The organism is Sphingobacterium paludis (assembly GCF_004364125.1).
Taxonomy (GTDB): Bacteria; Bacteroidota; Bacteroidia; order Sphingobacteriales; family Sphingobacteriaceae; genus Sphingobacterium; species Sphingobacterium paludis.
Genome location: NZ_SNZV01000008.1, coordinates 48,433 through 69,914, shown reverse-complemented (window position 1 = coordinate 69,914; position 21,482 = coordinate 48,433). Strand labels below are relative to the sequence as shown.

At 45.2% G+C, this 21,482-nt stretch carries 18 protein-coding genes; 11 read left to right on the top strand and 7 right to left on the bottom strand.

Translation table 11 applies throughout. From position 1 onward, the window contains the following. Position 1: 1 nt before the first annotated feature. Genes B0I21_RS15725 through B0I21_RS15715 form a run of 3 tightly spaced genes read left to right on the top strand, consistent with a single transcriptional unit; the run spans position 2 to position 2,209 of the window. Entirely contained in the window at positions 2-700 is a 699-nt protein-coding gene (locus tag B0I21_RS15725; RefSeq protein ID WP_133641441.1) for a thioredoxin domain-containing protein, read from the top strand. Next, positions 690-1,763 carry a formylglycine-generating enzyme family protein gene (locus B0I21_RS15720; RefSeq protein WP_133641440.1) on the top strand — a complete coding sequence of 358 codons (1,074 nt, stop codon included), beginning with the start codon at positions 690-692 and terminating at the stop codon, positions 1,761-1,763. Before B0I21_RS15725 ends, B0I21_RS15720 begins: the two co-directional genes overlap by 11 nt. 53 nt (positions 1,764-1,816) lie before the next feature. After that, a complete protein-coding gene (locus B0I21_RS15715; protein WP_133641439.1) occupies positions 1,817-2,209 on the top strand; it encodes a RidA family protein in 393 nt (130 codons plus the stop codon). A 163-nt stretch (positions 2,210-2,372) separates the two neighbouring features. Here the strand turns inward: B0I21_RS15715 and B0I21_RS15710 are convergent, their stop codons facing one another. Then, positions 2,373-3,296, bottom strand: a complete 924-nt coding sequence (locus B0I21_RS15710) for a hypothetical protein (protein ID WP_133641438.1) — start codon at positions 3,294-3,296, stop codon at positions 2,373-2,375. A 201-nt stretch (positions 3,297-3,497) separates the two neighbouring features. Here B0I21_RS15710 and B0I21_RS15705 point away from each other — a divergent pair, with 201 nt between their 5' ends. The 6 genes from B0I21_RS15705 (at position 3,498) to arr (ending at position 7,226) form a co-directional block, all read left to right on the top strand. Beyond that, positions 3,498-4,283, top strand: a complete 786-nt coding sequence (locus B0I21_RS15705; RefSeq protein ID WP_133641437.1) for an SDR family oxidoreductase — start codon at positions 3,498-3,500, stop codon at positions 4,281-4,283. Beyond that, the gene (locus B0I21_RS15700; RefSeq protein WP_133641436.1) at positions 4,280-4,723 is read left to right on the top strand and encodes a DUF2147 domain-containing protein; all 444 of its coding nucleotides are present in this window, start codon (positions 4,280-4,282) and stop codon (positions 4,721-4,723) included. Before B0I21_RS15705 ends, B0I21_RS15700 begins: the two co-directional genes overlap by 4 nt. A gap of 134 nt (positions 4,724-4,857) precedes the next feature. Continuing rightward, complete coding sequence (locus B0I21_RS15695; protein ID WP_243836170.1) at positions 4,858-5,208, top strand: hypothetical protein; 351 nt, start codon at positions 4,858-4,860, stop codon at positions 5,206-5,208. Further along, a complete protein-coding gene (locus B0I21_RS15690; RefSeq protein ID WP_133641434.1) occupies positions 5,205-6,113 on the top strand; it encodes a helix-turn-helix domain-containing protein in 909 nt (302 codons plus the stop codon). The genes B0I21_RS15695 and B0I21_RS15690 overlap by 4 nt, the downstream gene beginning before the upstream one ends. A gap of 283 nt (positions 6,114-6,396) precedes the next feature. Further along, positions 6,397-6,753 (top strand): bleomycin resistance protein, encoded by a 357-nt coding sequence (locus B0I21_RS15685; protein WP_133641577.1) that lies wholly within the window; start codon positions 6,397-6,399, stop codon positions 6,751-6,753. Positions 6,754-6,776: 23 nt separating this feature from the next. After that, entirely contained in the window at positions 6,777-7,226 is a 450-nt protein-coding gene (gene arr / locus B0I21_RS15680; RefSeq protein ID WP_133641433.1) for an NAD(+)--rifampin ADP-ribosyltransferase, read from the top strand. 122 nt (positions 7,227-7,348) lie between these two features. On the opposite strand, the gene B0I21_RS15675 is transcribed toward arr, so the two are convergent. The 4 genes from B0I21_RS15675 to B0I21_RS15660 form a co-directional block, all read right to left on the bottom strand. Continuing rightward, positions 7,349-8,512 (bottom strand): efflux RND transporter periplasmic adaptor subunit, encoded by a 1,164-nt coding sequence (locus B0I21_RS15675; RefSeq protein ID WP_166637879.1) that lies wholly within the window; start codon positions 8,510-8,512, stop codon positions 7,349-7,351. A 7-nt stretch (positions 8,513-8,519) separates the two neighbouring features. Next, complete coding sequence (locus B0I21_RS15670) at positions 8,520-12,845, bottom strand: CusA/CzcA family heavy metal efflux RND transporter (RefSeq protein WP_133641431.1); 4,326 nt, start codon at positions 12,843-12,845, stop codon at positions 8,520-8,522. Between the two features lie 89 nt (positions 12,846-12,934). Continuing rightward, entirely contained in the window at positions 12,935-13,297 is a 363-nt protein-coding gene (locus B0I21_RS15665) for a hypothetical protein (RefSeq protein WP_133641430.1), read from the bottom strand. Between the two features lie 82 nt (positions 13,298-13,379). Next, positions 13,380-13,706, bottom strand: coding sequence for a c-type cytochrome (locus tag B0I21_RS15660; protein WP_133641429.1), 327 nt, complete (start codon positions 13,704-13,706; stop codon positions 13,380-13,382). A gap of 124 nt (positions 13,707-13,830) precedes the next feature. Here B0I21_RS15660 and B0I21_RS15655 point away from each other — a divergent pair, with 124 nt between their 5' ends. After that, positions 13,831-14,763: a bestrophin family protein gene (locus tag B0I21_RS15655; protein ID WP_243836169.1), complete on the top strand. Its 933-nt coding sequence runs from the start codon at positions 13,831-13,833 to the stop codon at positions 14,761-14,763. 1,202 nt (positions 14,764-15,965) lie between these two features. Next, positions 15,966-17,936, top strand: coding sequence for an FUSC family protein (locus tag B0I21_RS15650; RefSeq protein WP_133641427.1), 1,971 nt, complete (start codon positions 15,966-15,968; stop codon positions 17,934-17,936). A 55-nt stretch (positions 17,937-17,991) separates the two neighbouring features. Here the strand turns inward: B0I21_RS15650 and B0I21_RS15645 are convergent, their stop codons facing one another. Further along, the gene (locus tag B0I21_RS15645) at positions 17,992-19,878 is read right to left on the bottom strand and encodes an alkaline phosphatase (protein WP_133641426.1); all 1,887 of its coding nucleotides are present in this window, start codon (positions 19,876-19,878) and stop codon (positions 17,992-17,994) included. Positions 19,879-19,961: 83 nt separating this feature from the next. Further along, positions 19,962-21,482, bottom strand: a complete 1,521-nt coding sequence (locus tag B0I21_RS15640) for a SusD/RagB family nutrient-binding outer membrane lipoprotein (protein ID WP_133641425.1) — start codon at positions 21,480-21,482, stop codon at positions 19,962-19,964.

The window sequence follows — 21,482 nt, the reverse complement described above, 5'->3', positions numbered from 1 at the left end:
TATGAAAACAACGATCCTCGTATTACTATGGAGCCTTGTTGCCAAGATCGGATTTGGCCAAGGCAATGATTTCCGAATTACAGCAACAGACTTTTTTAAACACCTGCAATCGCAAAGCGCGCCGCAGGTGCTCGATGCTCGATCGATAGAAGAGTATGATCAAGCTCACCTGCCACATGCGATCCAAATCGATCAGCAAGCGGCAGATTTTGAGCAAAAGATTGGTCAGCTCGACAAAAGCAGTCCAGTGTTTATTTACTCCATTCAGACCGGTCGGTCGCAAAGGCTTGCGCAGCGTTTGAACGAGTTGTCTTTTAAAACACTCTATGTATTGTCTCCCGGCATATCGGCTTGGGTGGGATCTGGCTATCCGTTGGTTGTAGCAGACACAAACACGAAAAGAATATCCTTGGATGCCTTTCGTGCCAAGCTGCTCTCCAACGACTATGTTGTCGTGAATTTTGGATCTAACTATTGCCCGCCCTGCAAAAAAGTGATACCGGTTTTGGATTCTTTACAACAGCATGATCCAGCGATCCGCGTGGTCAAAGTAGAGATTGATGTCAATCCAGATATTATCAAAGAATATGCAATCAAAACAATTCCGACAACGATCTTGTATCGAGCGGGTAGACCTATCTGGACAAAAACAGGCATCCCTACAGTCAAAGAAATATGGTCAGCAAAGCATGAACACTAACAACACAATTATATGGAAAGCTAGTCTACTTGGATTAGTGATCCCCGCACTATGCGGTCTGGCATACACACAGGAGTTACCCTCTTGTTGCGTGGAAGGCGCGGTGTCGCGGGGATCCCTTTTATCAAAACAGGCGGCAAGCCAACCCACGTCAGTTATTGAAAAAGACCCGGCGAAAATGATTTTGTTGGAGGGCGGGACGTTCGAAATGGGAAGTAGCCGTTTTAACGATGCCGCTGCGGTTCATCGTGTCGAACTGTCTCCATACTGGATAGACGAACATGAGGTTACGAACGCGCAATTTGCGCGCTTTGTACAGGAGACGGGCTACGTCACCGTAGCGGAACGGCCGTTAGATCCGAATGACTTTCCGGGGGTAGACCCAGCTATTCTTGTTCCAGGATCAGCAGTTTTTCAGGCCGTCAACCCGGTAGGGGGGCTACAAGATCACACTGCTTGGTGGCAGTACGTTGCAGGTGCTTCCTGGCAACATCCGGAAGGCCCCCAAAGTACCATCGTAGGACGAGAAAATCATCCGGTGGTGCATGTGGCATACGAAGACGCAGCAGCCTATGCACAATGGGCGGGCAAACGCCTACCTACCGAAGCTGAATGGGAATATGCTGCTAAAGGCGGAGAACATACCAGCGCGGAGTTTTACTGGGGAAGCGATTTGAAACACAACGGTGTCTGGCAGGCTAATATTTTTCAAGGGAAATTTCCGGAAGGCAATAGTAAGGAAGATGGATACGAGACGACAGCACCTGTAAAATCATTTCCGGCCAATGCCTACGGGCTTTATGACCTGTCTGGCAATGTGTGGGAGTGGTGTGCTGATTTCTATCAGCCAAGCTATGATGTGGCGCAAACCAACAATCCAAAAGGCCCCTCTTTATCATATGATCCCCAAGAGCCCGATGCCGTGAAGCGCGTCCAGCGTGGCGGATCTTTTCTCTGTAGTGATCAGTATTGCGAACGCTATAAGGCTGGAGCAAGAGGTAAAGGGGAAATAAGCAGCACGACAAATCATGTCGGCTTCCGATGTGTGAAAGATGTAAAGTGAGTGTACAAGAAACGAACGTGATACTCCGTTGTTCTTCTTTTAAAAAGCACGTTATGGTAAAAACAGTAATCAACCCTTGGGAATGGCAGAATGAGCTTGGCTATGTGCAAGCCGTTGAGGTTAAAGAGGTGAAAAGCACATTGTATGTTTCGGGCCAAGCCGCCGTAAACCCCGATGGCACCTCCAGTAATGCCGATATGCATACGCAATTTAAATTGGCAATCAACAATCTAGAGACGGTGATCAATCAAGCTGGATATGCCTGTAAAGATATCGTACGACTCACGATCTATTCCACCTCATCGAAAGAGTTTATGTCCACCTGTATTGATCTACTCAAAGATTTCGCCCGTAAGCATGAAATGAAGCAATCGCTCACGTTACTAGAAGTAGTCGGATTGAATGAAACAATGAACGTGGAGTTAGAGGCTACCGCTGTCAAGTAAGTTTTTCCCATAACACGTAATTATTCGTTTCTTTTTTGGAAGCAATGCAGCAGGAGTTGAGCGGTAGTTTCCTCGAATGCGAACGGTGACTGATTGAAAGCGCTAGTCTTCTACGCGACGATTTACTTTCTTATTTAAGCTCTTTACAAAGCGTAATTTGCAACTAGTTCTTAAACGTAAATGATGTATTAATCCTCAAGCTTGTAGACTGAAATCTTAGACGTAATTCTTCCAGTAAACTACTGTTGTCGTTTGATAAATAACCGGTCTGTAAGGTTTGGACAATGTAGCCATGTTCGTTATCCAAAAGCGTGTACGTTTTTCCCCCTTGTTGCACATTGAGTTGCAATAAAATACCTTCGTTAATATCCCTTCGGCGGATAAAGCTGGGACTAAAACTAAGGTCCGGAATCTCAAATTTCAAATGCTTTGCTCCGAATGCAATGCCTTTTAAACTTGCCGATTGGAATAGCGGAGGTTGTTGATTCTCCAGGTCAGCTCGATCTTTATAAATGGAAACAAAAACATCAACAGGCGCATTGGGATCCAATCCTGCATGCAGATATGGACTGGCAAAACCCAAGGTGTCGATCATGATGGAATCTATTTCCCTCGAGTTGACAACCTCGATGATCTTTGATGCCGAATCCAAGGCGAGTATAGCACTTCTTCTATTTTCTGCATTGGCATAGAGGTATTGTGTTAACTTATATTTGCCTATTTCAAAGAGATCCAATTGTATATCGGTCGTGGTATCTGTTTTCACTACCTTTTCACTGGCTAGATCTTTGACTTTCCATTGCACAAAAATATCGCTGTCCGGATAGAGCTTATTCCCTGATACGGTCTCCCAATACGGCTTGCTGACGAATGTTGAACCCGAAAAAACTTGATGTGGATTGTTGCTATTGACGAGGTAGCCAGAAGGCGGTAATACAATAATGGAATCTGCAAATGGCGTACCTTGAGGATTGATGTAAGAAAAGGCGTTTGCTGCTATTTTGCCAGCGTCCTCGTCCGGCAAATTACTCCCTTTTTTACAACCTATAACAAAAAAAAGTACGATCAAAAAAGCAAATGGTTTCATCTTTTTGGTAGTATAGTATGATAATCTAGTTGCGACAAAGCTATAAAATCCTTTGTAAAAATTCTAAAAAAATTGAATTTAAATATAGCGTGATTACAGTGACTAACCGATAGTTATTCCTTTTTACTACAACGATCCGACTTTTGGATACATCCTTATCCTACATTCGTGGGAACTTTGTTGTATCAAAAAAGCATAAACATGGATTTAAAAAATAGTACAATCCTTATTACAGGAGGGACAAGTGGACTAGGTTTAGCGTTTGTCAAGCAGTTAACACAGATCGGAGCAACCGTTATCGCCACAGGGCGTAAGATAGAGGCGCTGGATGAAACTAAAAAAAAGTTCCCCAATGTGCATACATTTCAAAGTGATGTGAGCAATCCGGAAGACATCAAACAATTATTTCATGATGTGACAACGCAATTCCCAGATGTAAACATCGTCATTAACAATGCGGGTATGATGCGCTTGATCGATCTACAGTATCAAACGTTGGATCTGGAAAACATAAACCGGGAAGTGGCTACTAATCTATCAGGAACGATTCAAATGGTGCATCAATTTCTGCCCCATCTTCTTACCAAAAAGTCTGCCGGTATTGTCAATGTGTCGTCAGGGATTGCTTTTATGAGCTATTCGGCAGCACCTATATATAGCGCTACAAAAGCAGGTGTACGAGCTTACACCCAGTCTTTGCGCTTACAGTTGCAAGATACTTCGGTTAAGGTTTTTGAAATGATTCCTCCGGGTGTAAAAACCAAATTGCAGGAAGATTGGGTAAAGCAACCCAACGAGAGCATGATGATGAATGCGGATGACATGGTTAAAATAGCGATCAGCGGGATGTTAAAAGATAAGAAAGAGCTGAAACCGTTTATGATCCGCGTTATCAAATTTGCCAGCAGGCTTATGCCGAATGTTTTATTGAACTTCGGACATGGCGAATTCAAAGCAATTAAAAAATTAAAACGCAATACACAATGAGAAAGATCGTCTATATCACCTTGTTGCTATTCGTTTCGCTCGCAAGTTTTGCGCAGCAACCGGCTGATAAAATTGTTGGAAATTGGGAAAGCATGGATGCTGAGGTGAAACTGAAATTTAATATTTTTAAGTCTGACGGGAAATATTTTGGTAAATTGCTGTGGGCTTCCAATATGTTTGAGGCGGATGGTAAAACTCCAAAACTAGATTTTAACAACCCGAGTAAGGCTTTGCAAAGTCGTTCAAGGCAAGGGATTGTCAATATCACAAACCTAAAATACGACAATGGAGAATATAAGGGTGGTAAACTGTATAATCCTACTGATGGTGATACCTATAGCTTGCAAGCCAAACTAAAAACAGAAGACGAGCTTCATTTTCGCGGTTATCTGGGTATCTCGCTATTGGGAAAAACCATGAGATTTAAAAGGGTTCAGTAACCAAGCTATACATAGAGGTATGAAATGTCTATGATCACCGAACATAAAAAGGCGTGAAAATAACCGGGCGTAGCGAACTCGTCGGAGATAATCTAGTCATTACATCTGTAAACTAAACGACAAATACTATACATATGAAAATTGTAAGCATAATGCTCTTGTTGGTATCTGCATTTTTAAGTATCAAACACGGTTGGGATGCTTTCCAGCCTGCCAATGCAGATCAGTTAAGAATGATGTCCAATCTTGGCGTCAGCAAAACGGTAATGCCCTATTTCGGCGTATTTTCTATCATTATAGGTTTGCTTTTATTTTTTCCGCAAACCTTTTTTATCGCCAATCTTCTTCATGCGATTACCATCGTACTGATTATGGCATTATCCTTGAAAGCAGGCGATTATAAAATGGCGTTGTTGGAAATCCCATTTTTAGCTTTACCACTACTGTTAATTGGATTAAAGTATCCCTTTATTTTTTCAAAATGAAAGCGCAAACTCCATATCGGGTAAAAACGATAACCGAGGGCCATCGCATAGCAGGCCTTGAAAAGCCACATCACCCCCTTATTAGTATGGTGGATGTCTCAACATTCAAAAACCATTCGGATATCAACGCTGTGATTTTCGACTTCTACACCGTGTCATTGAAACGTGGTTGCAATAACTTACTTTATGGACAGCAAAAATATGATTTCGATGAAGGGTTAATGGCATTTATGTCTCCGGGGCAAATCTTGCGCGGCGAGGAGGGAGGATTGCCCCCCAATCTGGAAGGTTGGATGCTGTTTATTCATCCTGATTTTTTGTGGAATACAGCCTTGGCAAAGAAGATTAAACAATACGAATACTTTGGTTACGCCACCAATGAAGCACTTTTTCTCTCTGATAAAGAAGAGATGCTCATAAATAGCATTGTTGAAAATATAAAGGCTGAATATCATGCGCATATCGATAAATTTAGTCAAGACGTTATTATTGCCCAATTGGAATTGATGTTCACCTATGCGCAACGCTTTTATGAGCGGCAATTCATCACCCGAAAAATAACAAACCACAAAGTGCTAGAACGTTTGGAAAGCGTCTTGGACGACTACTTCGAGAAGGAAGATTTACTGTCGAAGGGGTTGCCCACGGTGCAATTCATAGCAGAAACATTGCATATTTCCAGCAAATATTTGGGAACGTTATTGAAGCAATTAACAGGGCAAACCACACAGCAACACATTCACGAAAAACTTATTGAAAAAGCAAAGGAAAAGTTGTCTACAACCGAGTTGTCAGTTTCTGAAATTGCATACGAATTAGGTTTTGAGCATTCGCAGAGTTTCAGCAAGCTCTTTAAGATCAAGACCAAACAAAGCCCGTTGGAATTCCGGCAATCTTTCGGTTAACCGCCGATCGAGTTTATACATTAGGCACCCGATAAAACGCATACGGTGTATGTTTTAGATCGCATGCATCCCTCATTTCAAAGAGTATTATCCGAGTAACGGGATTTTCTCTGCATATAGACTATTCAATGTAGAACGACATCGGCGTGTGTTCGGGGGCAATCGTTGGGCTCAGCAATCATGGGAGCATTTCGTTGAGATCTCTAAAACTAATGTCATCCTATTCATTTTTTTCGTAAATTGGTCTAGCAAAATGCAATTGTATTCACCAACGCAAAAAGATATGCTGACAGCTATTATTCCTAAACTACCCATGCGCGATAAAACTGCTACAAAAGCCTTTTACCTGCAGCAATTGGGGTTCAGCGAAATCGCAGACTACGGCGATTATTTGTTAATCAAAAAGGACCATATTGAAATCCACTTCTTTGCCTTCGCGGAACTCGATCCAACGCAAAACTATGGACAGATCTACTTGCGGACACAGCATATCGACGATTTTTACCAATGGCTTTTAGAGCATAACATTCCTATTCATCCGAATGGACATTTAGAAACAAAACCTTGGGGCCAGCAAGAGTTTTCGTTGCTCGATCCGGATAACAATTTGTTGACCTTCGGGCAAGACGCGTCGTCTTAATCTATCCATATACTACTTTTGAAATGGAAGAACAGCGAACGGAACTGCAACAGACAGAAAAAGGGGCAACGGCTTTTGCACAAACCTATTTTCACGGTACGAAGGCTGATCTGCGTATAGGAGATCTTATTGAAGCTGGCTTTCATTCCAATTACGGTCGCCGGAAACAGGCAAAATACATCTTCTTATCGGCTACGCTGGATGCAGCAATCTGGGGAGCAGAGCTTGCTTTTGGCGACGGCCGAGAACGCATATACTTAGTCGAGCCTCTTGGAAATATTGAAGATGATCCGGACCTTACGGATAAGAAATTTCCGGGCAACCCCACAAAATCCTGCCGCTCTACAGCGCCTTTTTGCGTTGTTGGCGAAGTAACCATTTGGAAAGGCCATCCCCCTGACCAAGTGATGGCCATGAAAGCCGCTTTAGAAAAATTAAAAGATCAAGGTATTGATTCCTTAAATGATGTGTAGGGTTTTTCTGAGTAATTGATGCTTAAGATATCAAAGGTTATTTGCATACGTTGGTCGGTAAGACGTAAACACCAGAACAGCCTATCCTCCGCCAAAAGCTTAAGCAGAGGATAAGCTCACCTTTATTCTTCAGGTTTGTTTTTCATCGCCATTAACAGGTCATAAGCACCTTTCTGGACAATGGGCATGTCGGCTAATTGCGCTGGGTTCCGTATCTCTACTCGACCATCGCTGCTTTCGCCTATGTCCACGGCATGCAACTGGAAAGAGGATTCACCCGTTTTCACAAACACATATTGCTTGTTTTCGAATGAAACAACACTGCGTTGTGGCAGGCTGTTTACGATGTAATTGTTGACGGCAACATCGGCGTTGACATAGGTGCCCGTTACCCAGGTGGGGTTAGGTTGATCAAGCGTGGCATAGATAATACCAGCGCCGTCGTCGTCAAGGCTCGAGACCCGGTTGATGATGGTTGCCGTACTTTTGGCTTTTGGGTTATCGTTGGTGTAGGCCGCTATTTTTTGACCGTTTTGGAGTCCAGGTAAATTTTTCTCGAAGGTATTGAGCTGGAGTATAAAGCCGCGGGGATCAATAAGCTCGCAAATAATATCCGTCGGCGTCACATATTGGCCGGTATTGACGAACACTTTATTGACCGTGCCCGAGAAAGGAGCATAGATCTGAATGGTTTGTCGGATGTTATCGGCTTGCAGCGTAGTGGGATCAATATGAAGCAGGCGTAATTTCTGTTCCAACGCATGCACCGTTGCATTTAATTTTTGAAACTCTGCACGGGCCAGTTGCAGGTTTTTATCGCTGGTTGCCTGCTGCGCGTTAAGTGTTTGTTGCCGTTCAAAGTTTTCTTTGACGGAGGTCCAGTCGGCCTTGGCCGTCAGGTAGTCCTGCTGCAACTGTATGACCTGCATATCAGCAATCGTCGCCAATACCTGGCCCTTACTGAATCGCTGTCCCGGTATAATGTGCAAGGTCTTGATATGTCCACCTACTACGCTGGAAAGCGAGGTGAGATGAGTCGGGCTGACCGACACTTTTCCCATGAGCAGCATGTTCTTTCGTATCGTTGTCTGTTTCAGCGATGTGGTGTCGAGGTCAATTGTTTTCATTTGATCAGGCGACAACAGCAGCACAAGCTGCTCGGTACTGTCTTTCGGCGTCGCCGTTTGCTGTGGTTCATCCGATTGCGCGGTCTGTTGTTGGCATGAAGAGACCAGTAAGCCGATTATCGATAGGAACGTGATGAAAATATAGCTGTGTTTATGCATGGCAATTTTATTTAGAAAATAGATACTGTAAGGAAATGCTGTATTGGTTGAGGATGTCGAGCGCATCAATATATTGCGATTGAATGGCGACCGCTTGGTTCGTGAGAATTACCCAGTCTAAGAAATTTATCTCACCTGCGCGGAGTTGATTTCTGGCGGTTTGTAAAATCTGTGCCGCGGCGGGCAATTGCTTTTGTTGATAGCTATCAACAATTTCCTTCTGCCGAATGTACCCGACGCGGAGTTGTGCAACCTCCGTAAGCTGTTCTGTCTCCCGCTTCAGCAGCTTGGCTTTGTCTAAATCAACTTGTGCTTTGGCCGCTTGAGTCACCGCGCGTTGGGATTTTGTGAAGATGGGTACACCCATACCGATCTGTACGGAATTAAAACGTCGGTTGTTCAGATCTCGCATACTTTGGTTGGTGTAAGCGAGCAGGATGTCGGGCAGAAATTTGCTTTGCTCCAGTTTATGGTTTGCTTCTGCGGTGTTGACCTGCTGCTGGAGCATCTCCAGTTCGGGATGTTGCCGCTGCAGCGAATCCAACACCAGCGGCACGTCTGCCGTGAGCGATGCCGCGCGTGGCGAGTAGGGCGCGCTACTTTGGAGAAGAAGTGCAAACTGCAACCGCAAAACCTCCACCTGCTTTTCCAATTCATCCAGCTGTGTAGCAATTTGTTCGCGCTGCACTTTCGCCGTGGATTGTTCCAGCACATTAGCTTCTCCAGCAGCGAGGCGTAACGTAGCTTTAGCTAGAAATTCGCTGTACAAGCTATCTGTATAGCGGAGTAACCTTTGCTTCTCCTGCAGCAAAAGTAAATCGTAGAAAATGGTTGTCACTTCACGTTGTACCTGTGCCGCGGTCAACCGCTGTTCAGACGTTGCGGTAAGCCATTGTTGGTCCAGCACACGCTTACGACGCGCATAAACGGTAGGAAAGCTAAAGCGCTGGGAAATACCGAGCAAGTTGTCGTTTTGCATGGTATTGATCTGTCCGTAACCACCTGAAATTTCCGTTTTAGGGATATCGGCATAGCTGGCTATCAAGCGTCTTTGAATCTCACTATTTAGCTCGCTGTTGCGTATGGCAAGATTTTGCTTTTGCGCAATCGCAATAGCTTTTTCCAGCCCGATCAACTCTTGCGCTTGCAAATTGGATACCCCCAACGTGCACAGCACAAGGAAACTACCTGCTTTTTTCGTCCATGTGAGTTTTGGTTTCTTGAAGTGCTCAAACAGCACGTAGAGAATTGGAAGTACGAACAAGGTTAAAAAGGTGGCCAGCATCAGTCCACCAATCACAACGGTCGCTAATGGTCGCTGCACTTCGGCTCCCGATCCATTGCTGAGGGCCATGGGCAGAAACCCCAGCGAAGCGACAAACGCAGTCATCAACACGGGCCGCAGACGTGTTTTTGTGCCGGTAACTACGATACGTGTCGTGTTCGATAAGCCATGTGCTTTCAACCTGTTAAATTCAGAAATCAATACAATACCATTTAAAACGGCAACACCAAACAACGCGATAAAACCGACGCCGGCACTGATGCTGAAAGGCATACTGCGGAGAGCTAGAAGATATACGCCGCCAATGGCCGACAGCGGAATGGCGGTGTAAATCAGGAGGCTATGTTTCACCGATCCGAATGCAAAGAATAAAAGCAAAAATATCAACACCAGGGATACAGGAACGGCTATGCCCAATCTTGCCTTTGCCTGGTTCAGGTTCTCAAACGCACCCCCATAGGCAATGGTATACGTTTTTGGTAAGTTCAGTTGTTGCCCCACTTTTTGCTGCAATTCTTCAACGATGCTTTGCACATCTCTGCCGCGAACATTAAAACCGACGATGATACGCCGCTTCGTATCTTCCCGTTGTATCTGGTTGGGGCTGCTTTTCAATTCGATATGAGCGAGTTCATGCAACGGAATCTGTACGCCAGATGCCGTAGCGATCAGCAGGTTGCGGATATCGCCCATACTACGTTTCTGCTCTTCCTTCAACCGGACCACCAAGTCAAACCTTCGCTCACCCTCATACACCAGCCCAGCACTTTGCCCCGCAAAGGCCATGTTGATGATTTTATTGGCCTCCGCAATCGTGACATGGTGCTGTGCCAACTCTGCCCGATCAAAAGTGATGGCGACCTGAGGCACGCCCACGACCGGCTCCACATATAAATCTTGCGCGCCCGGCACCCGGTTAATAATCGCCGCCAACCGATCGGCATAAAAAGCAAGACTATCAAGATCCTCGCCATATATTTTGCAAACCACATCCTGTCGTGCGCCGGTCATCAGTTCGTTAAAGCGCATTTGTACCGGAAATTGAAATCCCGTGGTCAAGCCTGGGATAGCGTGCAGCGCTTTGCTCATCTTTGCCGAAAGCTCTGGAAAACCCCTCGCGGACACCCACTGGCTTTTTGGCTTTAACACAATGATCATGTCGCCAGCATCCATCGGCATCGGCTCCGTCGGGATCTCTGCGCTACCGATCTTCGTAACAATATTTTCCACCTCCGGAAAAGTCGTCAGCAGAATATTTGCCGCCTTGGTTGTTACTTCCTTCGTTTTCTCGATGTTGCTTCCCTGCAGAATACGCATCTCTACCGCAAAGTCGCCTTCTTCGAGCGAAGGAATAAACTCGCCGCCCATACGCGATAGGGTAAAAACAGCTCCAGCAAACAAAGCTAGGACCACGATAATAATTGGAGTACGGAACTTAAGTGCTTGGATAAGCAAGCTTCGATGCCGTGACTCGACTATTGCCATGGCTCGATCTGCAAAATTAGGCTTCGTTTTCTTTTTGCGGCTCAGTAACACAGCGCTCATCATCGGAATATAGGTGAGTGAAAGGATGAATGCGCCGATCAAGGCAAAAGCAACGGTCTGTGCCATCGGCTTAAACATTTTGCCTTCGATGCCCTCCAAAGAGAAGATAGGCAGATAGACAATCAGGATGATGATCTGCCCAAACACCGCACTGTTGACCATTTTGCTTGCCGCGCTGCTTACTTCCTTATCCATCTCTTTTTTTGCAAGCTGGTTCTGCACTCCGAAACTACGTCTATGGGCAAGTTGGTGCAAAACCGCTTCGACGATAATCACGGCGCCATCCACAATCAACCCAAAATCCAGCGCCCCCAGGCTCATCAAATTGCCGCCAACACCGAACAGGTTCATCATGATAACAGCAAATAACATGGATAGCGGGATAACCGACGCCACTAAAAATCCGGCCCTAAAATTTCCGAGAAAAAGCACCAAGATAAAAACAACGATCAGGGCACCTTCTGTCAGGTTGGTTTTCACGGTGCCAATGGTATTGTTCACCATTTTCGCGCGGTCTATAAAGGGTTCGATCACCACGCCCTCGGGCAGGGTTTTTTCTATTTCTGCCAGTCGTAATTTAATTTGCTGGACGACTTCGTTGGCGTTTTCGCCCTTCAGCATCAGAATGATGGCTCCGGCCACTTCTCCTTTATCCTTGAAGGTCATTGCGCCATATCGTGTGGCAAATCCTTCCCGAATATCCGCCACATCTTTCAGCAGCACGGGCGCGCCAAACTGCGTTTCAGCCACGGGAATTGATTCGATATCGGGAATGGAGCCTACAAGGCCCTCACTGCGAATGAATAGTGTCGATTCCTGCTGCTCAATATAGGCGCCACCCGTGTTTTGGTTGTTCTGCTCGAGCGCACCGAATACAGTATTGATGCTGATATTGAACGATTGCAGCTTTTTGGGGTTGATCGCTATTTCATATTGTTTTAGCTTTCCGCCGAAGCTGCTCACTTCCGCTACGCCGGGTGTGCCCAGCAATTGCCGGCGCACCACCCAATCTTGTATGGTGCGTAGCTGCATTTCATTATAGCGGTGTTCATAACCTTCTTTGGCTCGGACTACATATTGAAAAATTTCGCCCAGCCCGGTGGAAACAGGCCCCAACTCGGGTACACCGATGCCTGGCGGGATTTGCTCTTTTACGGATTGCAGGCGCTCGGTTACCTGCTGACGCGCCCAATACACGTCAGTAGCATCATCAAAAACAATGGTCACCAGCGACAGTCCAAATCGCGAAAAGCTACGTGTTTCCGCGATACCACTGATATTGCTGGTTGCCTGCTCGATCGGAAAGGTGACGAGGCGTTCGATATCGAGCGCACGATAGGATGGTGCTACCGTAATTACCTGCACTTGGTTGTTGGTGATGTCCGGTTGGGCATCGATAGGTAGTTTTTTTAGCTCATAAAGGCCAAAAAGAATGAGTCCTAATGTAAACAGGACAATAATGAGTTTGTTCCGAACGGAAAACTCAATAATGTTATTAAGCATGATAGGTGTTTTGTCAAATGATGAAAAGACATAGCATGGCTCTACCCATTTATACAAGGGAGCAGCTATGGTTTGCTATCTTAAGTCAATTAACAAAAACGGGGTGGTTGAAAAATAGAAGAGAGGTAATTATCGTAGTGACCGAGCTGGTAGTAAGGCGTTTTTCGTTCAAAGGGCAGAACGGAAACATCGGGCAACTCAATCGAAATGTTATCAGGCACATTTGCTAGTGTCATCATCACGGGCGAGCCTTTCATGAACGGAAGCTTCATATCGGTGTCCCAATCCGCATCCTTTTCATGACCACCATAATGGTGCACTACAAAATCAAGAAGATCGCCTTGGTATGCGGCGTAATGTTCAATGAGAATAGGCAATTTCAGCAACTCAATGAATTGTGTAGTAGCCAGTAAATACACGGCAGCAAATAATATGGCGATATTCCTGATCATTCCTTTGATAGTCAAAAATAGGCTATTCTTTGCGTTAGCGCAAAGGGATTGTGTAAAAATGTTAAAGCATAAGGATAGTAACTTAACCCTGCTTAGCATTCACAATCAGATAGGCACGAACCAATTGACCATCGCGATCGTTAAGCTTCGCTTTTGGAATCATACGTTTAAGTGTTTTGTTCCATTGCTCCGGCGTCCGGCTTTCGGGTTCTTTCAGTTTGTGGCATTTTGCGCAGTTGTTGGTAAAAAGAACCTTTCCTTCCGCAATTTGCTCCGCGTTGTATTTGGATAAAATTTGTTCTTTGTTTTCTACCGGCAGATTGCGAATCACTTCGCTAGCCTTGGGAAAACAGCCTACAAGCACGGCGATACCTAGACCAACCATGATGCTCATTTTCAGTTTATTCATTGGGGTATATTTACATTAAAACTCTTCTCATCTATTAAACAACGATTTTTTAAACTTGTTTTCTGCGAAAAACAAACGGTTCTAAAAACATTTTTCCGTTTTTTTTATTTTTATAACGTTGACCATGCATTTCAGCATTCGGGCACACCTCATACAGACAAAATATAACGTTATGTTGCTAAAAGGAAAGATCTCCATATTTGATTTTGTTAAAACGATAAGAAATGATTTGTTTGCTATTACCGCGTTCAGTATTGCGGTGGGGCTGATAGCCACGCAGCGGTATTTCGCATCCCTCGTTATTCCGCTGGCGTTGGTCGCCATTGTGGGTACGGCCATATCGTTGCTTTTGGCTTTTCGAACAGGGCAAGCTTACGACCGCTGGTGGGAAGCACGTATCGTGTGGGGGGCCATCGTGAACGACTCCCGTACCCTGATCAGGCAACTTCACGAGTTTCTTCCGGATGGGGAAGAGGAAGAAATCCGAATGTTTATGGAACGGCAAGTGATCTGGAACTATGCCCTTAGCGAATCCTTGCGTGGGGTTCCTTTTTCTGCGACAGTGCGTAAATATATCGACGCACAGGGCATTAAAGATTTTAATGTACCTAATGCCGTGCTTTTAAAACACGGGCTGCAGTTGAAGCGCCTATCGCAAGAAGGAAAGCTTACCGAATTCAGGCAGGTGCAGCTGGACACTACCCTTACAAAGTTATGCGATTCCATGGGTCGATGTGAGCGCATTAAAAACACCGTATTCCCCGCTTCCTATAGCGCACTGCTGCACTTCTTGATCTATCTGTTTACCCTGCTTTTGCCATTTAGTTTGGACGACAACTATGCCTTTATCAAAGCAGTACTCACCGCAGGTATCCCTACCATATTTATTATCATTGAGCGCACGGCTATATTAATGCAGGATCCTTTTGAGAATGGACCTATGGATACGCCTATGACAAACATCAGTCAGAATATCGAGTTTGTTTTGCGTCAGCAGATGGGCGAGAATGTAGAGAAGCCAGCTGGGCCAGATCCGGAGTTTTATTATGTTTTGTAAAATTTAAAAGTGAAAATTTAAAATTCAAAATTTAAAAGTTAGCATTTCTAAACTCTACATACTATTGTCTACATACTAATATCTATCTACTATTATCTACATACTAATATCTATCTACTATTATCTACATACGCACTACGCAATACCCACTACGCACTACTAAAAGGGCCCTCCCACAACCTTTCCGTCCTTGCCAGGACAGGGCCTTCCTTTTTTTTCTAAAAAAAGGAAGCAAAAAAATCGTCGCTGAATTTTTGTTGAATCCTTATTGGGTAGTGCAAGGGCTTATTTGTGCATGCTCAACAAAAATGAGGCGACATATGCTGTTAATGGGGGTAGGTGAAAATTTAAAAGTCAAAATTTAAAAGTAAAAAGTAAAAATTCAAAAGTTAGCATTTCTAAAATCTACATACTAACATCTACATACTAATATCTATCTACTATTATCTACATACGCAATATCCACTACGCACTACTGGAAGTCCCTCCCACAACCTTTCCGTCCTTGCCAGGACAGGGCCTTCCTTTTTTTTCTAAAAAAAGGAAGCAAAAAAATCGTCGCTGAATTTTTGTTGAATCCTTATTGGGTAGTGCAAGGGCTTATTTGTACATGCTCAACAAAAATGAGGCGACATATGCTGTTAATGAGGGTAGGTGAAAATTTAAAAGTCAAAATTTAAAAGTAAAAAGTAAAAATTCAAAAGTTAGCATTTCTAAAATCTACATACTAACATCTACATACTAATATCTATCTACTATTATCTACATACGCAATATCCACTACGCACTACTAAAAGGGCCCTCGCACAACCTTTCCGTCCTTGCCAGGACAGGGCAATACTTTTGTAGGGCAAAAGTATTCAAAACCCCGTCGCTTGAAACCTTTGCAGGGATGGTAAGTGCTGTGGCAAATTGCTGCATATTGCAAAGCTTTCGATGCGACATGTTGGTCAATAATGGGAAGTACATTTGAAAGCAAAAATTAAAAAGTGAAAAGTCAAAAGTTAGCATTTCTAAAATGCTACATACTATTGTCTACATACTAATATCTACATACCCACTAACTCGCGTTACAAAGCCTGACACTACCTTGATCGTGGCCTGCAAAAAAGTTTGTAGATTTGCGCACGGATGATCGGATAGGTGAATTTGGTTGATGTTGACCAGATCACACACGCCGGTCTGCACATAACAGAACGTAGTTGAAGAGTAAATTTCCCAAAGCCTTATTTATTGTAAAGGGTCTGCTTGCCGAATATGGTGTGGAAGCCCTGCGCAACACCTTGACCTCCATGATCCCGGCAATCGGCATTGCCTGGTTTGCAGGTTTAGACTATGCCATCCCCTTTGTGTTGGGAACGCTGAATGCGTCGCTGACCGACTTTCCGGGCTATAGAAAGGAAAAATTGCAAGGCGCAGCTTGGGGAATTATTTGCGCCGTATCAACGACGCTATTGATTGGCTATAGTTTGCCATATACAGGGTTTCTCATTCCGCTCATCGCCTTACTAGCGGCTGTATTTACGATGTTTAGTGCGCTCGGGCCGCGCATCGGTATGATCGGTACCACGACGCTGTTTTTGATTGCTTTTGTGATGGGACTAAAGCCCGTCCATGTGCCGCAGTTTGCGCTATGTGTAGGCGGGGGAACGGCGTTTTTCTACCTCATCAACATTTTGCACAGCACGATTGATCCGTTATGGGAATTGCGTAAAGCTATAGCGAACGGTTACCGGAATACGGCGACTCTTTTACGTATAAAGGCACATTGTTATGATGCCGATGTACCCCTAGAGGGATTGTATCATCGGGCAGCGGCGATCAGCATTAAATTAGCTGATCAGCAAGAAACGGTCAGACATCTTTTACTTCGCGAACGCAGGCACTTGCGGAAAGACCGCAAGCGTGGATACGCATTGTGGTTGCGCGCCTATGTGCTGATGGATCTTTATGGGATGGCGACTGCACTGGATCATGATTATGAATCGATCCGGGAGAAGCTGCAGCCCATTGGGGCCCTTGCCCAGGTTCGTGCGCTGGTGTTGCTGGTAGCCGATGGTATGGAAGTGGCCTCCCTGAAAAATGCACACGATCGTCCGGAATTTTTGCTATTGGAAGAAAATATGACGGCCTTGCTCCGTGATCTCGAACGTTTGACGCTGCAGCATGGCGGTGAGGTGGCGCTGATGTTAAATGGTGCAATTGCGAATGCACGCACCTTTCTGCGTTCTGTACACCAGCTGCGTAATCGCAAAGGAGACGAGCTGATGGAAAACTTCCATGCGCAAAGTGTGGATCTTAGTGGCTTTTTGCCACCCCTCGCCTCAGGTATTCGGGATATGCTGGACCATGTCCGATCGTATTCGCCGTTGTTCATGTTTTCTATTCGGATGACGGTTTTGTTTGTCTTAGGAGGTGCACTGGGCGCATTATTATCCGATATGAAATATACCTATTGGATATTGATTACCATTATCGTCGTAGCACGTCCAAGCTATTTGTTGACACAACAACGTAATAGACAGCGCCTTTTGGGAACTCTCGGCGGTGTTGTTCTGGGCTTGACGCTAATCTTCGTGTTTCCGAATACCTATATGTTGCTTTTTCTGATTAGCCTGTTGTTATTTTCATTTTTACTATTTAATAAGCGCTACTACATGGTCAGTGTATTTTTTATCACGGCTATGGTTATTGTGGCCTTGCATCTTCATGAAGATACCTGGACCAATGTGCTGTTAAATAGAGTGCTGTTTACCTTCTTAGGCTGCGGGTTAGCCTTGTTAGGCTGGTACTTAGTTCCGGTTCGGCATCAAACCAATGTTTCTCCTTTGGCAGGTCAGGCGTTGGAAGCGCATAGGGAATATTTTGACGAGGTAAATAATTACGTTTCATCCGGCGTTAAGGGCGAACGTTTTGAGATTAGACTCGCGCGGAAGCGTGCTTTTTTAGCACTCACGAAGTTTTCAGATGCGGTGTTGCAATCGCAGCGTGAACCGGGGAAGAGCAAGTACTCCAATCAGCTCATTGCAAAAATCCATGTCGATCTCTATCGTTTGCAAGCCGTTATCTCAAGTTTTTGGATTCAGCATAATGAAGATGTGCTGGATGCCGATAGGAAGGAACGGATAGAAGGACTGCTGGACGAACTGCAAAGCAAGGTCGTGTCTGTTTAAATACAAGGGCCGCTGTCGGGCGGCCCTTGTAGATAGATTAAATATATAGTTGAGCTTAATTTACCCCCAGCAATTCATATATTTTTGTTGCAATTTCACTGTTGTCTACAAAGCCCTGAAATTTTTCAGCGCCTGGCCCATATGCAGCGAGCGGTACGGGAATACCCGTATGGTCGGTAGTCGCGAAGTTTCCTAAAACATGGCCAGTCTTCTGGTTTGCATCCAAAATAACCATGCCACCGGTTTCATGATCCGAGGTTACGATGACCAAGGTTTCTCCGTCTTGATCCGCAAACGCCATGGCCTCTCCAACGAGCCTATCAAAGCTCAAGTATTCTGTAATGCTGAAGGGCATGGAATTTCCATGACCACCGCCGTCGATCTTTGCACCTTCCATCATCAGGAAGAAGCCTTTTTTATTCGCTTTCTTTTTTAAATACGCTACGCTCGGTGCAAACGCATCCTCAATCATGCGGTAGTCGGTTTGAATCTTCTCCTGTTCAGCGCTTAATTTATCCCAAACGCGGCTCACTTTATCTTCGGCAAATACCAGCAACCGTTTGTTTATATCGTCTGTTAGGCTGCTGACGCCACGACGAATGTCGAAACCTTGGTCTGCCAGTTTTGTTAATAAGGTGCTGTCGTTTCTCGCAAACGCCGGATGAAAACCACCGACGACTAAGCATAGCTTGCTGTCTAAAAGGTCGTAGGCAATACTGTCCGACATATCCCGCTCTCGAACATGCGTATAAAATGATGACGGCGTTGCACCGGTCACCCGGTCGTTGGACACAATGCCGCTTACGATATTTTTGCTGGCCAATTGGTCTGGGATATTGGTCACGGGACGACCCAATGCATCCACCCCGATATAGCGATTCTTTGTTTTTACACCCGTAGCGAGCGCACTCCCGCCGGCTGCGGAGTCTGTATGATAATTGTCCGTAGAGCCGGTAAAGAGATAACCGGTATAGGGCATTTGTAGTACATTTAGCTGACCGCGGTTTGCCAACGCTGCCGCCCATAATTGTGATAACCCAGCGCCATCACTGATGAGCAGGATGACATTTTTTGGTTTTTGACCAAGCTTACTCTTACTCGTCGGTTTATATACTTGATACGGCTTTTGTTCTTGGTAGCTGGCTTGTGCATAGCTCTTCAAAAAATCCGCAAGCGCACTCGGCTTATCCGTGTTGATATAATCGATATTCAGTTTTAACCACTCATACCAGGTCGTCTTCGTATCAGGCGATGCCCAGAAGCGGATCTTTTTACCGAGCCGATGTACAGAATCAACCACCTGCTCTACTTTTTGCAAATCTTGATCGGTAAGTCTTCCTAAACCGTTCCATTTCGTGAAAGCAGTGCACGGCGCACTGAAAAGCCCGATTCTTTCCAGCTGTTTCGGGCTGTAGTTGACACCAAGATCTCCATCGAAATAGAAGATGCTGTCGAAATTTTCAAACTGCTCCGCTTTAGGTTTTTGGCCGCTGATGACGAGCTTAACAGCTTTTGGATTGTTTTTGCTATCGAAGTATTGGCGGTATGGCGCTAGCTTCTTTGTCAACAACTGCAATATGGCTGTGCCATCGGTCTTCGGGTCGATAAGCAATTGCAATTGTCCTTGTTCGGGGTACAGGTAGCCATCTTTACTGTTTTCAAATGCATCCAACAGCGGTTTCAGGTAAAGCTTGTCGAAGGTTCGATCAGGCGTGATCTCGTTGGGCATGTGCGCGACATAAAGCTCGTTGTCTTTTAAAAACAGATCGACCTCAATAGAGCCAAAGCCTAAGCTGTAGGCTTGTGTAAAAGGATTGTTTCGCGTGTAATCATTGTGGGAATGTGCATTTTTTAGATAGCTCTCCGGTGTTATTTGTGCGGTTGCGGACATGCCGGCGAGAAGGGCTATTCCCAAACCACATGCACGAAATGAAGCGTTCATAATAGATATGTTAAGTCGTTAAAGTATTATGGCTCGACGCAGCAGCAAGCGGAGTCGAGCCGATGAAATTTCACAATTGCGGATTAGGGTTGAAACCAAAGCTTGACATTGTGGTCAGGCATTTTCCCACCCATATTTTCGTTTACCCAATCCACTAAACTAGGATTGTTTTGTTCGTTGTCCGAATAAACATAACGTACAGGAATCGGAGATAGTACGGATGGTCCGGGTTTAATCTGCGGGATGCGCGTACGGCGCCACGCGGCCCAGCCTTCAAATCCGTTCAAGAAGCTATCAATAAAGTATTGCTCTGCAATCTGCGTCATTCCCCGCTCCGCATTGTAAGCATTTGCAGGTATCGACCAATACGCTGTTTTCTGCGCTTCATCGATAAATGGGCTTTGCGTTTGCGTCAGCGATCCTACCTGCTTCCATTTATCAAAAGAAGCATTCACTGCCCGTTGGTAAACGTCAGTTACATCGCCATTGACGCCCATATCCCGATGGATAGCTTCTGCTTTTAATAGTAGCAGTTCCGCGTACGTCATTAAAAAGGCGCGACTTTCCTGACGGATGCGGCGACCGATGACGGAGAAGTCGCCATCGTTCAGGTTGTTGGTTCGGTAGTAAGCTGCTTGTTCATCAGAACTTAATCCGGCAGGCTGTCCACGATAGACCGCTGTGGTACCGGCCCGGAAAGAATTGCGGGTTGGTGCTGCATAGATCCGCAAGCGTGGGTCAGTGGCATTGCTGAGCAGACCAGCTAGCGTTGTGCTGATACGTGCATTGTCTCCGAAGTTTACACCACTGCCATCTGCGGGCGGATTTTGGATAAACCAGGTGTAAAAATTATTTCCATTGTTGTGATAAACCAGTGTAGCAGCATCTTCTGCACGTTCAAATACCGGATATTGCGATGCATTATTAAAGATGGCTGCCAAGTCAGTTGCTACATTTTTTTTGGCAGATTGGCGCATCAATATCCGTACTTTCAGCGAGTTGGCAAATTTGCGCCAAGCGCTGGTGTTTCCATTGTAGAGGATATCACGGCTGATGGTCGCGCCTGCAGGGAGATTAGCCAATAGCTGGTTTGCTTTTTCCAGATCGGCCAGCATCAAACCATACACTTCTTCTTGCGATTGAAATTTAGGGAATTCCATACCGTCGATATTTCCCATTCCGGCTTGATCATACGGAATATCGCCAAAAGCATCCGTCATCAGAGACAGGATATATACTTTATTGATATGTGCCAGAGCCTCATATTGCGGCTGATTGGCATTTTGCGCAATATTCTTAAGCTGGTTGATGTCTTTTAAAAGGCGCATGGCACCATTCCATTCTTCGCGCCAAGATGCGCCCGTTAAATTGTAGCGGCCATCACCTTCGCTAGTGCCACCCGGATAGGCTAGGTGTTGCACATATTGTCCGGCACGTGTGCCGCTGGCCGTCATGGTACTTACCGCGCCACTGATAATAGGCGGGAGCAATAACTCCGGTGGAACTGTAGGGGGATTGTTTGGATCTATGTTTATCTCTTCAAAATTACTGCATGCTTGAAAAGCAAGGGCTGCAGTAACGAGGCTTAGAATAAATTTTCTCAT

Excerpts from the sequence above, each read along its gene's own strand:
- B0I21_RS15710 (WP_133641438.1), bottom strand. The coding sequence starts at position 3,296 with ATGAAACCATTTGCTTTTTTGATCGTACTTTTTTTTGTTATAGGTTGT.
- arr (WP_133641433.1), top strand. The coding sequence starts at position 6,777 with ATGGAAGAACAGCGAACGGAACTGCAACAGACAGAAAAAGGGGCAACG.
- B0I21_RS15660 (WP_133641429.1), bottom strand. The coding sequence starts at position 13,706 with ATGAATAAACTGAAAATGAGCATCATGGTTGGTCTAGGTATCGCCGTG.
- B0I21_RS15720 (WP_133641440.1), top strand. The coding sequence starts at position 690 with ATGAACACTAACAACACAATTATATGGAAAGCTAGTCTACTTGGATTA.
- B0I21_RS15645 (WP_133641426.1), bottom strand. The coding sequence starts at position 19,878 with ATGAACGCTTCATTTCGTGCATGTGGTTTGGGAATAGCCCTTCTCGCC.
- B0I21_RS15705 (WP_133641437.1), top strand. The coding sequence starts at position 3,498 with ATGGATTTAAAAAATAGTACAATCCTTATTACAGGAGGGACAAGTGGA.
- B0I21_RS15670 (WP_133641431.1), bottom strand. The coding sequence starts at position 12,845 with ATGCTTAATAACATTATTGAGTTTTCCGTTCGGAACAAACTCATTATT.
- B0I21_RS15715 (WP_133641439.1), top strand. The coding sequence starts at position 1,817 with ATGGTAAAAACAGTAATCAACCCTTGGGAATGGCAGAATGAGCTTGGC.
- B0I21_RS15700 (WP_133641436.1), top strand. The coding sequence starts at position 4,280 with ATGAGAAAGATCGTCTATATCACCTTGTTGCTATTCGTTTCGCTCGCA.
- B0I21_RS15675 (WP_166637879.1), bottom strand. The coding sequence starts at position 8,512 with ATGCATAAACACAGCTATATTTTCATCACGTTCCTATCGATAATCGGC.
- B0I21_RS15690 (WP_133641434.1), top strand. The coding sequence starts at position 5,205 with ATGAAAGCGCAAACTCCATATCGGGTAAAAACGATAACCGAGGGCCAT.
- B0I21_RS15725 (WP_133641441.1), top strand. The coding sequence starts at position 2 with ATGAAAACAACGATCCTCGTATTACTATGGAGCCTTGTTGCCAAGATC.
- B0I21_RS15640 (WP_133641425.1), bottom strand. The coding sequence starts at position 21,482 with ATGAGAAAATTTATTCTAAGCCTCGTTACTGCAGCCCTTGCTTTTCAA.
- B0I21_RS15685 (WP_133641577.1), top strand. The coding sequence starts at position 6,397 with ATGCTGACAGCTATTATTCCTAAACTACCCATGCGCGATAAAACTGCT.
- B0I21_RS15695 (WP_243836170.1), top strand. The coding sequence starts at position 4,858 with ATGAAAATTGTAAGCATAATGCTCTTGTTGGTATCTGCATTTTTAAGT.
- B0I21_RS15655 (WP_243836169.1), top strand. The coding sequence starts at position 13,831 with ATGCATTTCAGCATTCGGGCACACCTCATACAGACAAAATATAACGTT.
- B0I21_RS15665 (WP_133641430.1), bottom strand. The coding sequence starts at position 13,297 with ATGATCAGGAATATCGCCATATTATTTGCTGCCGTGTATTTACTGGCT.